At 66.9% G+C, this 14,458-nt stretch carries 11 protein-coding genes; 8 read left to right on the top strand and 3 right to left on the bottom strand.

The annotated features are described in order from the left end of the window. Positions 1-56 precede the first annotated feature (56 nt). Positions 57-533: a carboxymuconolactone decarboxylase family protein gene (locus tag ABG82_RS01230; RefSeq protein WP_043077377.1), complete on the bottom strand. Its 477-nt coding sequence runs from the start codon at positions 531-533 to the stop codon at positions 57-59. Positions 534-582: 49 nt separating this feature from the next. Here ABG82_RS01230 and pdxR point away from each other — a divergent pair, with 49 nt between their 5' ends. Further along, positions 583-2,016, top strand: a complete 1,434-nt coding sequence (pdxR, locus tag ABG82_RS01225) for a MocR-like pyridoxine biosynthesis transcription factor PdxR (RefSeq protein ID WP_043077378.1) — start codon at positions 583-585, stop codon at positions 2,014-2,016. Between the two features lie 77 nt (positions 2,017-2,093). Beyond that, positions 2,094-2,918: an alpha/beta fold hydrolase gene (locus tag ABG82_RS01220; RefSeq protein ID WP_043077379.1), complete on the top strand. Its 825-nt coding sequence runs from the start codon at positions 2,094-2,096 to the stop codon at positions 2,916-2,918. Positions 2,919-2,925: 7 nt separating this feature from the next. Here ABG82_RS01220 and ABG82_RS01215 read toward each other — a convergent pair whose 3' ends face one another. Further along, on the bottom strand, positions 2,926-4,590 hold the full coding sequence (locus tag ABG82_RS01215) for a dihydroxyacetone kinase family protein (protein WP_043077380.1): 1,665 nt from the start codon (positions 4,588-4,590) through the stop codon (positions 2,926-2,928). Between the two features lie 340 nt (positions 4,591-4,930). On the opposite strand from ABG82_RS01215, the gene ABG82_RS01205 reads away from it, so the two are divergent. From ABG82_RS01205 to ABG82_RS01180, 6 genes are all read left to right on the top strand, one after another. Then, a complete protein-coding gene (locus ABG82_RS01205) occupies positions 4,931-5,344 on the top strand; it encodes a GtrA family protein (protein WP_043077381.1) in 414 nt (137 codons plus the stop codon). 20 nt (positions 5,345-5,364) lie between these two features. After that, the gene (locus ABG82_RS01200; RefSeq protein ID WP_043077382.1) at positions 5,365-6,774 is read left to right on the top strand and encodes an FAD-binding oxidoreductase; all 1,410 of its coding nucleotides are present in this window, start codon (positions 5,365-5,367) and stop codon (positions 6,772-6,774) included. Between the two features lie 20 nt (positions 6,775-6,794). Further along, the gene (locus ABG82_RS01195) at positions 6,795-7,574 is read left to right on the top strand and encodes a decaprenylphospho-beta-D-erythro-pentofuranosid-2-ulose 2-reductase (RefSeq protein WP_043077383.1); all 780 of its coding nucleotides are present in this window, start codon (positions 6,795-6,797) and stop codon (positions 7,572-7,574) included. Between the two features lie 10 nt (positions 7,575-7,584). Next, positions 7,585-9,477, top strand: a complete 1,893-nt coding sequence (locus tag ABG82_RS01190) for a galactan 5-O-arabinofuranosyltransferase (RefSeq protein ID WP_043077384.1) — start codon at positions 7,585-7,587, stop codon at positions 9,475-9,477. A 48-nt stretch (positions 9,478-9,525) separates the two neighbouring features. Next, positions 9,526-12,750, top strand: a complete 3,225-nt coding sequence (locus tag ABG82_RS01185; RefSeq protein ID WP_043077385.1) for an arabinosyltransferase domain-containing protein — start codon at positions 9,526-9,528, stop codon at positions 12,748-12,750. 121 nt (positions 12,751-12,871) lie between these two features. Beyond that, on the top strand, positions 12,872-13,054 hold the full coding sequence (locus tag ABG82_RS01180) for a hypothetical protein (RefSeq protein WP_043077386.1): 183 nt from the start codon (positions 12,872-12,874) through the stop codon (positions 13,052-13,054). An 89-nt stretch (positions 13,055-13,143) separates the two neighbouring features. On the opposite strand, the gene ABG82_RS01175 is transcribed toward ABG82_RS01180, so the two are convergent. Beyond that, entirely contained in the window at positions 13,144-14,310 is a 1,167-nt protein-coding gene (locus tag ABG82_RS01175; RefSeq protein ID WP_043077387.1) for an ATP-binding protein, read from the bottom strand. Between the last annotated feature and the right edge of the window lie 148 nt (positions 14,311-14,458).

Below are 14,458 nucleotides of genomic sequence, written 5' to 3'. Positions count from 1 at the left end.
TCAGATTACGAAACGATCACGCTTCTGTCACGCCGACGGCGAAGATTGTGGCAAATCTATGCACGACGCGGAGGTGCGTTGCGGGTAGTGACAGCGATGCGATTCCAGGCGTTGATCGTCAGGATCATCCCGATGATCTGTCCCAGCTCGCGCTCGGTGAATTCGGCGGCGGCCCGCGCGTAGGTCGCATCGGATACGTGCTCACCTGCGGAAAGCACGGTGGCCTCCTCGGTGAGGGCCAGCGCGGCCTTCTCCCGCTCGGTGTAGATATCGCCGGCCTCGGCCCAGGCGTTCAGCAGGTAGATGCGCTGCTCGGTCTCGCCCTGCTTGCGGGCGTCGTGGGTGTGCATATCGAGGCAAAACGCACAGTGATTGAGCTGCGATGCGCGGATCTTGATGAGCTCGGCCAGGCTGGGCTCGACATCCTTGGCCGAAGCGATACTCAGCGCCATCATGGCCTCGTAGACCTCGGGTGAGACCTTGTCCATGCGGATGCGCGGCTGGTGGGTCGGGACGTTCAGGGTGCTTGTCATGCCTCAACGCTAGAACCGTAAAGGCCCACTTTCATGGTTCAATTCCAGCATGAGTTCGTGGGCCAATTCGGCGGCGCGGGCACCGCGCCCGCTCAGCCACGACCTGCATCTCGACCTGCGCCAGACCATCACCCCCGGAACTCGGGGCGTGCGCGAGTTGCTGATTTCGGCACTGCGGGATGCCGTCAGGTCCGGGCGTCTCACCGTCGGGGCCATGCTGCCGCCGTCCCGAACCCTGGCCGGTGACCTGGGCCTGGCACGCAATACCGTCGCGGAGGCCTACGCCGAACTCGTCGCCGAGGGCTGGCTCGAATCGCGGCAGGGCTCGGGTACCCGCGTGGTCAATCGCGGCCAGGACCAACTGCCGCCCCGCCCACGTGGAGCGGGCACGCCCCCGCCGCACAACCTCATGCCCGGCTCCGGAGACGTCACCGCCTTTCCGCGTACCGACTGGCTCGCCTCGGCGCGCCGCGCGCTGAGCAATGCGCCGCACGAGGCCCTGCGCTCCGGCGACCCGCGCGGACGTCACGAATTGCGTTCCGCGGTCGCCGAATACGTGTCGCGGGTGCGCGGCGTGCGCACCACACCCGACTCGGTCCTGATCTGCGCGGGCACCCGTCACGCCGTGGAGATCCTGACCCGGATGTACGGCCTGAGCCGGCCGATCGCGGTCGAGGCCTACGGACTGTTCATCTTTCGCGATTGCATCGAGGCGACGGGCGGCTCCAGCACGCCCATCGGATTCGATGACGAGGGCGCCGTCGTCAGCGACTTGGACACCCTCGACACCTCGGCCGCGCTGGTGACTCCGGCGCACCACTTCCCACACGGGCTACCGCTGCACCCGACACGGCGCACCGCGGTGGTGGACTGGGCGCGCCGCACCGACTCGTACGTTCTGGAAGACGATTACGACGGCGAGTTCCGGTACGACCGTCAACCGGTTGGCGCACTGCAGAGCCTCGATCCGGACCACGTCGTGTATCTGGGTTCGGCGAGCAAGAGCCTGGCACCCGTGCTGCGGCTGGGCTGGATGGTGCTGCCGCCGGAACTGGTGGATGCCGCGGTGGCGGCCGCGGGCGGCGGCCAGTGGTACGTCGACGCGATCTCGCAGCTCACCATGGCGGACTTCATCGCGGGCGGCCACTACGACCGGCACATCCGCCGGATGCGCGGCCGATACCGCCGGCGGCGCGACCTGCTGGTGGCACGGCTCGCCGACTACGACGTCGGTGTCCGGGGATTGTCCGCCGGCCTGCACCTGCTGCTGACCCTGCCCGACGGCGCCGAATCCGAGGTGCTGTATCGGGCCGGTGAGGCCGGGGTGGCGCTGGCCGGGCTGTCGCGGCTGCGTCATCCCCTGGCCGGCCCACACGTCCCTAACCCGGACGGCGTGGTGGTCAGTTTCGGCACACCGGCCGACCACGGTTTCGGCCCGGCCGTCGACGCGCTGTGCGGTGTGCTCGCGGCCAGCGGCCTGTGAGACCCGGACGGCCCGGATGGCACTGTCTGGCAGTGCCAGGCCTCGTCATGGCAGCAGGTCAGGGCGATGGTTGAGGCATGCCCATCTTCGAGTCCTCCGCAGGCCCCATCCACTACCACGAGAGCGGAGACGGCCCACCGATCGTCTTTGTGCACGGGCTCTTCGTCACCGGAACCATGTGGCGCAAGATCATCGAGCCGCTGAGCGCGCGGTTCCGCTGCATCGCACCCGATCTTCCGCTCGGCGCGCACAAGACGCCTGTGAACCCCGGCAGTGAACTCAGCCCGCGCACGGTCGCCGGGCTGGTCCGTGAGCTCATCGAAAGCCTAGACCTCGAGGACGTCACCATCGTCGCCACCGACACCGGCGGGGCCATCACCCAACTACTCCTTGCCGACGGCTGCGACAGAGTCGGCCGCGTGGTGCTCACACCATGCGACTCCTTCGATAACTTCCTGCCGAAGTCGATTCGCATCTTCCAATATTGGGCACGCGTTCCCGGCACCGACTTTGTGCTGCGGCCATTCAAACTGCGGGCGGCACAGCGCGCACTCGGCAATACCCTTGCCAAGCACTCGATTCCCGACGATGTGCTGGCCGAGTGGGTGTCGCCTCTGCTGGCGCAACAGGGCATCCGCAACGATGTGCGGGCCTTCCTGCGCGGCATCGACAACCGCGACACACTGGCCGCCGCCGAGACGCTGCGCGGCTTCGAGCGCCCCGTGCTGCTGCTGTGGCCACGCAAGCTGCCGTTCTTCCCGTTCGCCCATGCCGAGCGCTGGGTGAGCCTGCTGCCGAACGCCAGACTGGTCGAGGTACCCGACAGCTACACCTTTGTCAGCGAGGACCAGCCCGAGCTGATGGTGCGCGAGATCGAGGCATTCGTCGGGCAGCGCGTATAGGTGCCCGTCAGCGGCCGGCGGTGGCCTCGAAGAACCAGGACATGACCAGTGCGCCGGGATCTTCGACGCCGCGGGCCGCCTCGCCCACATAACTGGCCCGGCCACGGGCGGCCATCGAATTCTTGGTGGCCTCCACCCCTGCGGCGGCGGCCCCGGCCGCCGATCGCAGCGCCGCGGCCAGTGCGGCGCCCGCTCTCACCGCCTCATCGAGTGCGTCCGCGGCCGGGGCTAGCGCGTCGACGACGGTCTTGTCTCCCACCCGGGCCCCGCCGAGAGCCTGGATCTGTTCCAGCGCCTGACGCACCGCGCGGGCCACCCGCTCGACGGACCAGGGCTCGCTGCCGAGCCCGGCGTACAACGCGCGGAAGAAGGTTCCGAACACCGCGCCAGAGGTACCGCCCGCACGCACGAAGTACGACGTCGACAGGGCCAGCAGCACCTGGTCGTCGGTTCCGCGCAGCGGTAACTCGTAGTGCCGCAATGCCGCCGCCATGTTGGTGCCGAAATCGCCGTCTCCGGCACGCCGATCCAAGTCGGTGAGCGCACCCACCGACTCGCGAACCCGTCCCACGAACGCGGAGAGCCACGGGTTTTCCGGCCCCTGGTCGGCACGGTCATCAGGTTCGATGATCGTGCCGTCGGTAAGCGTGCCCACGGGTGGCCCGGTCACCACCGGCCAGCCCGGCGCACTGGTGGGCGCGTCCCACAGCTCAAGCATCTCCCGGTCCGCGCGCACCACGGTCAGCGAGAAACCCGCCATGTCCAGCGCCGTCACGAAGCTACCGACCAAGCTGCGGGCCACCGCGATTCCCGCTGCCGCCAACTGAGCCGCCGCCTCACCGAAGAGCAGATTCAGCTCCAGCGGGTGCGTGGCCCCGAGCCCGTTGACGACGACGATCACCTCGTCTCCGCCGGTCACTCGTGCCGCCGGCAGGATGCGGGCCAGCAGCGCCGCCACAATCTCCGCTGCCCGCGCGACCGGCGCACGGCCGACACCGCGCTCCCCGTGAATCCCGATCCCGATTTCCATCTGACCGGCGGGCAGATCGAAGGACGGGACCGGCGAGCCCGGAACCGTACCGGGCGCCAGTGCCACCGCCATGCTGCGCGCGGCCGCCACCACCCGGCGGCCAAGCGCGGCCACCGCGGCCAAATCGTCGCCACGTTCGGCTGCAGCACCACAAAGCTTTTCCACCACCACGGTGGCGGCCGTGCCACGGCGGCCGGGCCCGCCGGAATCGGACGCCTCCGTCGCGACGTCGTCGTCAACCAGCACCACGTCGGTGCGCACCGCCGACTCCGCGGCGATCTGGCGCGCGATGGAGAAATTCATCACGTCGCCGGTGTAGTTCTTCACCACATGCAGCACGCCGCCACCGGCATCCGCCGCGACAGTGGCACCCGCGATCTGCAGGGCGTTGGGAGACGTGAAGATCAGGCCAGGGCAGGCGGCGGTGAGCATGCCACGGCCGATGAATCCGGGGTGCAAGGGTTCGTGCCCGGAGCCTCCGCCGGATACGACAGCTACCTGGCCGGGCCGCAGCGGCGCATCTCTGATCAGGTACCCGTGCTCACGATTCCACCGCAGGTCGCCGGTGGACGCGACCAGGCCACGCAGCGAATCCGGGATGAAGCTGTCCGGCGAGTTCAGGAAGTTCCGCGCAGGGACCATGCGGCAACGGTATGGCTCCGGCGCCGAGTGTGAGCGCCAGTGCGGAGAAAACGCCGAATGTGCGCGTTAGTGCTCACACTCGGCGGATGGGGCAGGGCGGCTTACTCGTCGTCCTTGGCGTGATCGGCGACGCCCGGGTTCGGATCGCGTGACAGGTCAATCAACGGATCGACGCCTTCGCCCTCGGCCCGCTCGTGCCGTCCGTGCTGTGGAGTCGTCATAGCTGCCCCTCATATGTCGATGTTCCAGCAATCCTTCGCGACCCTACCCGCGCGCGAAAGTTCATGCCCGCGCTCCGCGATGAGCGCCGGTACCGGGAACCTGGCATAGGCTCTGGCCCGTGTCAGATGCCTCAGCCGAACAGGCGCCGCTGCCGCTGACCACGCAGGCGGCCCGTTTCGTCATCACCGGCGGACTTTCTGCCATCGTCGATTTCGGCCTGTATGTGCTGTTCCTGCACCTTGGGCTGCAGGTCAACGTTGCCAAGTCCCTTAGTTTTGTGGCGGGAACCACCACCGCGTACCTGATCAACCGGCGCTGGACGTTCCAAGCCGAACCCAGCCGTGCCAAGTTCATCGCGGTGATGGCCCTCTACGGCCTCACCTACGCCGTTCAGGTCGGTATCAATTACCTGTTCTATATGCAGTTCGAGGACAAGCCGTGGCGGGTGCCCGTGGCCTTCGTCATCGCGCAGGGCACCGCGACTGTCATCAACTTCGTCGTCCAGCGCGCGGTGATCTTCCGGATCCGCTGAGCCGCTACGCTCAATTACCGATGACAACTCCGAAGTCCGAGCTACCTCTCACGCCCCGCGCCCTGACCGGGTTCGGCCGCACCGCGCCCACCGTGGCGCATGTGCTCTCCACCCCCGACGTCGACGTCATTGCCGAGGCCGTGCGCCGGGTTGCCGACGCGAGCTCCAGCAGCCCCGCCCATTTGCGCCGCGGCATCGTCGCGCGCGGCCTGGGCCGCTCCTACGGCGATCACGCCTGCAACGGCGGCGGCATCGTCGTCGATATGACGCCGCTGAACCGGGTGCATTCGATCAGCGCCGAAACCGCGATCGCCGACGTGGACGCCGGTGTGAGCCTTGATCAGCTGATGAAGGCCGCGCTGCCCTTCGGCCTGTGGGTGCCGGTGCTGCCGGGTACCAGGCAGGTCACCGTGGGCGGTGCCATCGGCTCCGACATCCACGGCAAGAACCACCACAGCGCGGGCAGCTTCGGCAACCACGTCGTGTCCCTGGATCTGTTGATGGCCGACGGCGACGTGCGCACCATCACCCCCGACGGCCCCGACAGCGAGCTGTTCTGGGCCACTGTCGGCGGCAATGGCTTGACCGGGATCGTGGTGCGTGCCCGCATCGCGATGACCCGCACCGAGACGGCGTACTTCATCGCCGACGGGGTGGCCACCCGCGACCTGGACGAGACCATCGCCGTGCACCAGGACGGCACCGAGGACAACTACACCTACTCGAGCGCGTGGTTCGACCTGATCAACCCGCCGCCCAAGCTGGGCCGCGCCGCCGTCAGCCGGGGAAGTCTGGCCAAGCTGGATCAACTGCCGCCGAAGCTGGCCAAGGACCCGCTGAAGTTCAGCGCGCCGCAGCTGCCCGGGTTCCCCGACCTGTTCCCGATCAACTTCATGATCAAGCCGTCGCTCATGGCGATCGGTGAGGCGTTCTACCGGATGAGCGGGAACTACCAGGGCAAGATCGTCAACCTGACGCAGTTCTATCACATGCTGGATATCACCACCGGCTGGCAATATGCCTACGGCCCAGCAGGTTTCGCGCAGCACCAGTTCCTGGTTCCGCCCGACGCGCTCGAGGAGTTCAAGGGCATCATCCGCTGGATCCAGACCCAGGGCCAGTACTCGGCGCTCAACGTCTTCAAGCTGTTCGGTCCGGGAAACAAAGCGCCGCTGAGCTTCCCGATGAAGGGCTGGAACGTCGCGATGGACTTCCCAAACAAGCCCGGTGTCAATGAGTTCCTCAACGAACTCGACAACCGGGCCATGGAGTTCGGCGGCCGGGTCTACACCGCCAAGGATTCCCGGGTGAGCGCGGAGAAATTCCACAAGATGTACCCGCGGGTCGACGAGTGGATTGCCACCCGGCGCAAGGCCGACCCACATGGCGTGTTCGCCTCCGATATGGCCCGCCGACTCGAACTGCTTTAAGAATTCACAAGGAAGACAACATGATTGACGCCACGGGTAACCCCCAGACCATCCTGCTGCTCGGCGGCACCTCGGAGATCGGCCTGGCCATCGTCGAGCGCTACCTCAAGAACGCCAAGGCTCGCGTCATCCTGGCCGACCTGCCGAATGCCCCCAAGCGCGCAGCCGCCATCGCCCAGATCGAGGCCGCGGGCGCCAAGTCCGTCGAGTACCTGGACTTCGACGCCGTCGACACCAAGAGCCACCCGGCGCTGATCGAATCCGCTTGGGCCCAGGGCGATGTGGATGTCGCCATTGTCGCCTTCGGCATTCTCGGGGATGCCGAGGAACTGTGGCAGGACCAGGCCAAGGCAGTGCTGAGCGCTCAGGTCAACTACACCGCGGCCGTGTCGGTAGGCGTGTTGATCGGCCAGAAGATGAAGGCGCAAGGTTTCGGCCAGGTCATCGCGATGTCCTCCGTGGCCGGCGAGCGGGTCCGCCGCTCCAACTTTGTCTACGGATCCACCAAGGCAGGCCTCGACGGCTTCTACCTCGGACTGGGAGAAGCATTGCGCGAGTTCGGTGTTCGCGTGCTGGTGGTCCGCCCGGGCCAGGTGCGCACCACCACGACCATCGAGCATTGGCAGGCCACCGGCGCCAAGGAGGCACCGTTCACGGTGGACAAGGAAGAGATCGCCGAGCTGGTGGTGGCCTCGGCCGCCGCCGGCAAGGAGCTGATCTGGGCACCGGGTCAGTGGCGCTTCGTGATGTCCGTGCTGCGTCACGTTCCGCGCCCCATTTTCCGCAAGTTGCCCGTGTAACCACGTCGAGATGACAGCCCAGATGACCTCGGAGTCGCGTCGGCACGTACTGGACACCACTAAGGACCTGACGCTCGCCGTCGTCACGGCGGCCGTGGTCAGCGCCATCGGGCTGCTCGCGATCGCACGTGTGGAGTGGCCTGCCTTCGGGTCGTCCAATCAGCTGCACGCACTGACCACGGTCGGCCAATTCGGCGCCATCGCCGGATTGGTACTAGCCGGAGTGCTCTGGCGGACTGGCCGTCAACTCGTCGCGAAGCTGTGTTCCTTGCTCTGCTTATCGCTGTTCACCGTGGTGACCATCGGTATGCCGCTGGGGGCCACCAAGCTCTACCTATTCGGCATCTCGGTGGATCAGCAGTTCCGCACCGAATACCTGACGCGCTTCACCGACTCGCCCGCGCTGCACGATATGACCTACCCGGATATGCCGCCGTTCTATCCGGCCGGCTGGTTCTGGATCGGCGGGCGCCTGGCGGCGCTCACCGGCACCGCCGGCTGGGAGCTGTACAAACCGTGGGCCGTCACCTCCCTGGCGATCGCGGCCTGCGCGGCATTCATCTTGTGGAACAAGATGATCCGTTTCGAATACGCACTCATCGTGAGCACCGCGACCGCCGCCGTCACGCTGGCCTACGCGTCCGCCGAGCCGTACGGCGCGATCGTCACGGTGCTGCTGCCACCGGTCCTGGTGCTGGGCTACAGCGCGCTGCGCGCGCCGGCGGGTAACGGATGGGGCGCCGTCATCGGGACGGGTGTGTTCCTGGGATTCGCGGCACTGTTCTACACGCTGCTCACCGCGTTCGGCGCGCTGGCCGTCACCGTGGCCGCAGCGGTGGTGGCGCTCGGCCGCATCCGGCGGGACGGCTGGTGGCCCGCGCTCAAGGAACCGCTGTTGCGCTGGCTCGCCATCGCGGGGATCGCTGTCGCGATCGCCCTGGTGTTCTGGGGCCCGTATCTCTTCGCGGTATCCCACGCGTCTTTGGAGAAGGCCGCCTCAGCACAGCACTACCTACCCAATGACGGTGCCGAGCTGTCCTTTCCGATGCTGCAGCCCACCATGCTGGGCGGTCTGTGCCTGATCGGCACCGTGTGGCTGGTGGCACGGGCGCGTACCTCGGTGCGGGCCGGTGCCCTCGCCATCGGGGTGACCTCGGTGTACCTGTGGTCGCTGCTGTCCATGCTGGCCACCCTCGCCAAGACCACCTTGCTCTCCTTCCGGCTGGTGCCCACCCTCACCGTGCTGCTGGCCGCTGCCGGGGTGTTCGCCTTCTTGGAGGTCGCGGCGGTCGCGGCGAAACGCACCAGACACGCCACGCTGGTCGCCACCGTCGTCGGCCTGGCCGGCGCCCTTGCCTTCAGCCAGGACATCCCCAACGTGCTCCGCAATGACATCGTCATCGCCTATGCCGACACCGACGGCACCGGACAACGCGCCGACCGCCGGCCGCCGGGCCCGGAAAGCCACTACGGCGCCATCGACAAGGCGATCACCGAGCTCACCGGTAAGCCGCGCGATGAGACCGTGGTGCTGACCGCCGATTACAGCTTCCTGGCGTTCTATCCCTACTACGGCTTCCAGGGACTCACCCCGCATTACGCGAACCCGCTGGCACAGTTCGACAAGCGCGCGGCCGCGATCAAAAGCTGGGAAAACCTGCACACCGCCGATGAGATGGTCCGTGCGCTCGACACGCTGCCCTGGCGTGCCCCGACTGTTCTGCTGATGCGCCAATCCGGCGACAACTACTCGTTACGGCTCGCCAAGGACGTCTATCCCAACCAGCCGAACGTCAAGCGGTACACCGTCACGCTGAACAAGCAGCTGTTCGCTGACCCCCGATTCACCGTCCGCACCATCGGCCCCTTCGTGCTCGTGGTGCGGGTCCCACCGCACGCTTAGCGCTCGTCGCGCAAGGGGCTCTTTGCACGCCAACTAACATCTTCCTCCGTGACGGTTGAGGGCAACGCGACGGAAAAGGTCGCCGGGAACGGCGACGGCGACTACCGCAGGGCCCGACTGATCGCTATCGTCACGGGTTTCCTGGGCGTACTGCTGGCTGTCGCGACCCCGCTGCTACCGGTCCGCCAGGACATCGCGCAGCTGAACTGGCCGCAGAACAACACCCTCGCCAGCGTCGATGCCCCACTCATCGGATACGTACCCACCGACCTGACCATCACGGTGCCCTGCGCGGCGGCCAGGGGGCTCGACGGGCACAACAACGTGCTGCTGTCCACCGTGCCCAAGCAGGCGCCCAACGCGGTGGACCGCGGCATGCTGATCCAGCGCAGCGGCGGCGACCTCGTGGTGATCGTGCGCAACGTGCCGGTGGTCTCGGCGCCCTTCTCCGAAGTTCTGGGCCCCAATTGCCAGCGACTCGAGGTGAGCGCGCACTCGGACAAGGTGACCGGCACCTTCGTCGGCCTCACCCAAGGCCCCAAGGACGCCAGGCCCGGGCAGCCCCGTGCCGGTGAGCGGGGCGGCTATGACTTCCGGCCGCAGATCGTGGGCATCTTCACCGACCTGTCCGGACCCGCCCCCGAGGGCCTGAAGCTCTCGGCCACCATCGACACCCGCTATAGCAGCTCGCCCACCGTCCTCAAGTTCATCGCGATGATCCTGGGCGTCCTGCTGACCGCCATCTCACTGGTCGCGCTGCACACCCTGGACACGGCCGACGGGCGACGGCACAAGCGCTTCATGCCCGAGGGCTGGTGGAAGCCCCGCCCGCTCGACGCGCTCGTCGGGGCGGTGCTGGTCTGGTGGCATTTCGTCGGCGCCAATACCTCCGACGACGGCTACATCCTCACCATGGCCCGCGTCGCCGAGCACTCGGGCTACATGGCCAACTACTACCGCTGGTTCGGCACACCCGAGTCGCCGTTCGGCTGGTATTACGACCTGCTGACCATCTGGGCGCATGTCAGCACGGCCAGCGTCTGGATGCGGCTGCCCACCCTGGCCATGGGACTCCTGTGCTGGGCGGTCATCAGCCGCGAGGTCATTCCCCGGCTGGGCCACGCCGCCCGCACCAACCCGGTGGTGCCCTGGACCGCGGCGGCCATGTTCCTGGCGTTCTGGCTGCCGTTCAACAACGGCCTGCGGCCCGAACCGATCATCGCGCTGGGCATCCTGCTGACGTGGTGCTCGGTCGAACGATCCATCGCCACCAACCGGTTACTCCCCGCCGCGGCCGCGTGCATCATCGGTGCACTCACCCTGTTCTCCGGGCCGACCGGTATCGCATCCATCGGCGCACTGCTGGTCGCCATCGGGCCGCTGCGCACCATCGTGTCCAAGCGTGCGAAACGCTTCGGCTATGCGGCCCTGCTGGCACCGATCCTGGCCGCCGGACTGGTGACGCTGGTCGTCATCTTCCGCGATCAGACGCTGATCGGCGAGATCCAGGCCAACGCCCTCAAGTCCGCCGTCGGCCCGTCGCTGAACTGGTTCGATGAGCACGTCAGGTACGAACGACTGTTCCTGCCCACCACCGACGGCGCCATCTCACGCCGATTCCCGGTGCTGGCCCTGATCATCGCCCTCGGTGTGGCCGTGGCAATGACCTTGCGCAAGAACAAGATCCCCGGCACCGCCAGCGGGCCCAGCCGGCGGATCATCGGTATCACCCTGATCTCGTTCGTCGCCATCATGTTCACCCCCACCAAGTGGACCCACCACTTCGGCGTGTTCGCCGGTCTCGCCGGGTCGCTGGGCGCGCTGGCGGCGGTGGCGGTAACCGCCGCGGCCATGCGCTCGCCGCGTAACCGCACGCTCTACGCCGCGATCGTGTTGTTCGTGCTGTCGCTGTCGTTCTCCAGCGTGAACGGCTGGTGGTACGTCTCAAACTTCGGCGTACCATGGTCAAATTCCTTCCCGCAGTGGCACTTCGGTATCAGCACCGTGTTCTTCGGGCTCTCGGTTCTCGCCATCCTGGCTGCGGCATGGATGCATTTCACGGGCCGCGACCACCCGGGCCGCACGCCCGTGCATCCGGTGCTGGCACGTATCGCGGAATCTCCGCTGGCCGTGGGCACCTGGATCGTGGTGATTTGGTCGATCTTCTCCCTGACCGCAGGCATGATCAACCAGTACCCCGCCTGGTCGGTCGGACGTTCCAACCTCGACGCGCTGCGCGGGAACGGCTGCGGATTGGCCAACGACGTCCTGGTCGAAGAGGACCCCAACGCCGGCATGCTGCAACCCATCGATGCCCCGATTGGGCAAGCGCTGGCCGCGGACACCAACATCATGTTCGACCCCAACGGAATTCCGTCCGATGTGTCGGCCGATGAGGAGAACAACCCGCAGAACTCCGACAGCTTCGTCGAGCGCGACAAAAGCGGCAATGCCAACGGCAGTCAGGACACCGAGGGCGGCACCACCATTGCCGCGGGTGTCAACGGCTCGCGCGCCCGTCTGCCCTTCGACCTGAAACCCGAGACCACACCGGTCATGGGTAGCTATCAGGTGGGGCCGCAGCGCTCGGCCCGGCTGCTGTCGGCGTGGTACCGGCTGCCTCCCAAGGACGCCACCAAACCGCTGCTGGTACTGGCGGCCGCGGGCCGGTTCGACCCGGTCGAGCTGCAGGTGCAGTTCGCCGGCGAGGACGGAAAGGTCTTGGGCGCCATCTCCTTTGCTGACCTAGGGCCTTCTCCGGCTTGGCGGAACCTGCGGATGTCGCGCGACGCCATCCCGACACAGGCCACTCGCATCCGGCTGCTGGTCACCGATGACGACCTGGCGCCGCAGCACTGGGTGGCGATCACCCCGCCGCGGGTACCGTCACTGCGCTCACTACAAGCAGTCGTCGGCTCCGACCCGGTATTCCTGGATTGGCTGGTGGGGCTCGCCTTCCCATGCCAGCGTCCGTTCGATCACAAGAACGGGGTCATCGAGATACCGAAGTGGCGCATCCTGCCCGATCGCTTCGGCGCGGAAGCCAACTCGCCGGTGATGGACTACCTGGGCGGAGGCCCGCTGGGCATCACCGAACTGCTGTTGAAGGCCACCCCCGTGCCCACCTATCTGCAGAACGACTGGTTCCGCGATTGGGGTGCCCTGCAGCGGTTCACGCCGTACTACCGAAACGCGACCGAGGCGCAGCTGCAGCTCGGCACGGCCGTACACAGCGGACTCTGGACACCAGGACCGCTGCGCAAGAGCCGTTGACCCACCCCTCGACGCTTGGCTGATTTGCGATAAAAACTGGCAATTTATCGGAACCCAGTAACACGCCCGCCGCCTTCAATGGGAGTTGTCAGTAAAGACATCCCCAAGGAAGGTGCGGCCCGTGTTGCGACAAATCGCCTGGCAGTTTCTGGTCACCGCATCCCTGGCGTCATACCTGCTGACAGCGTTTCCCAGCCACGCGAAACCAGCGGACGACGAGCCCTGTCCGCACCACCCGGTCAAGGTCGATCCGAAATGCGAACGCTCGGGAGCGGTCCGGGAGAAGTCGCCGCACAACGACTGATCGGGCGCCGAGACTACGGTTTCTGACGCGTTTCTCGGGTGCGAAACGCAGGATACGGCGTGTCGATGGGGCGGCTAGTCACGAGGCGGTTAGTCGTCCTGTGCGTGAACGAATTCCGCGAAGCCGGGGATGCTGAACTCCAGCAGACCATGACCGGCGACGGCGATGAGTCCCTTGTCGATGAGCCCGGCACGGGCGGCACTGATCGCTCGCGAATCCCGCCCCATCACGGTCGCGATATCGGACCGGCTGGCCACCCGGTCAGCGGTCAACGACTGCGCCATCGCAGACATGAATCGCCGCTGCACCGGGGTGGCGTTGTTCCAGCGTGCGCGAAAAAGCGCGTCCATATCCTCGGCGACCTGCCGGGCGGCATGCTCCACATCGGACGTTCGAATCCGGCCGCCCGGATCCGGATATCCGGCGCGCGCCCAGGCGGCGTCGGCATATAGCTGCAGCGTGTGCGGATATCCGTTGGTCTGCGCGATCACCGCTTCGAGAGCGTCCGGGTCCCAGTCCACACCAACCTGACCGGCGGGTTTGACGAGCGCGACCCGAGACGCGTCGGGACCGAGCCGGTGCAAGGTGCGATAGGCGAACCGCTCACTGAATGTGGCTGCCGCACTGATGATCTCCGGCGTCTGCGGCAGGCCGGCCGCGAACACCCCGGCGGGCAGCGTATCCGCTTCGGCCTGCAGGTCCTGCCAGGTGACAGCTAGCGTGCGCAGCCCCTGCCTATCGGCGTCCTGGACCTCGTCGATCAACAGCACCAGGCCCCGATGCCCCTCCTCGCGCGCCGCCTTGACGGTCTCGAGGATCAATTCCTTGAACGACGGCTCGCCCGCCGATCCGTCGGTGGACTGCGACGGTTTGACCGTCGCACCGACCTGAGCGACTCCGGGTACCCCGGCGGTGATGCTCACCTGATCGACGGCCCGCAATAGCCGGCCGCGCGACTTCTTCTTCCACCCCGCGGTGCGGCCACGAATCTGGGCGGCGATCGCCGCCACGAGCGGCTCGTCGCCACCTGCCGTGACCCACACCGTCACCACGCCGCGCGCCTCGGCCTCACGCTGGACCTCACGCAGCAGTGAGGTCTTTCCCACACCGCGTGGACCGGTATCGACACGGATGCGCCCGATCAGCCGCCCCAGCTCCGCCATGTACATCAGCCGCTCGCCGATCTCCGCGAGCTGTTCGGCGCGGCCGACGACCTCCCGCGCCACCTGGCCTGGCGTGTACGGGCTGGGCTGCATGCCGGATCCTCACGTGATACTTCTTCGACTTGTATCAATAGGTATCAGACGGGTCCGACACGGCGGATACTTTTCGATACTTTAATCGAGGTATCAATAGGTATCGGGTTTTTGAGGTCTCAATCCGGCCAACCGAGCGCGCTGCGTT

The sequence above is a fragment of the Mycobacteroides immunogenum genome (assembly GCF_001605725.1).
Lineage (GTDB): Bacteria > Actinomycetota > Actinomycetes > Mycobacteriales > Mycobacteriaceae > Mycobacterium > Mycobacterium immunogenum.
The sequence above is the reverse complement of the archived record's forward strand: the minus strand, read 5'-3'. Positions and strand labels throughout refer to the sequence as shown.

What these genes read in the sequence shown, in the direction of transcription:
- ABG82_RS01175 (WP_043077387.1), bottom strand. Translation starts at nt 14,310, where the DNA reads ATGCAGCCCAGCCCGTACACGCCAGGCCAGGTGGCGCGGGAGGTCGTC.
- pdxR (WP_043077378.1), top strand. Translation starts at nt 583, where the DNA reads ATGAGTTCGTGGGCCAATTCGGCGGCGCGGGCACCGCGCCCGCTCAGC.
- ABG82_RS01230 (WP_043077377.1), bottom strand. Translation starts at nt 533, where the DNA reads ATGACAAGCACCCTGAACGTCCCGACCCACCAGCCGCGCATCCGCATG.
- ABG82_RS01200 (WP_043077382.1), top strand. Translation starts at nt 5,365, where the DNA reads ATGACAACTCCGAAGTCCGAGCTACCTCTCACGCCCCGCGCCCTGACC.
- ABG82_RS01195 (WP_043077383.1), top strand. Translation starts at nt 6,795, where the DNA reads ATGATTGACGCCACGGGTAACCCCCAGACCATCCTGCTGCTCGGCGGC.
- ABG82_RS01190 (WP_043077384.1), top strand. Translation starts at nt 7,585, where the DNA reads ATGACAGCCCAGATGACCTCGGAGTCGCGTCGGCACGTACTGGACACC.
- ABG82_RS01215 (WP_043077380.1), bottom strand. Translation starts at nt 4,590, where the DNA reads ATGGTCCCTGCGCGGAACTTCCTGAACTCGCCGGACAGCTTCATCCCG.
- ABG82_RS01220 (WP_043077379.1), top strand. Translation starts at nt 2,094, where the DNA reads ATGCCCATCTTCGAGTCCTCCGCAGGCCCCATCCACTACCACGAGAGC.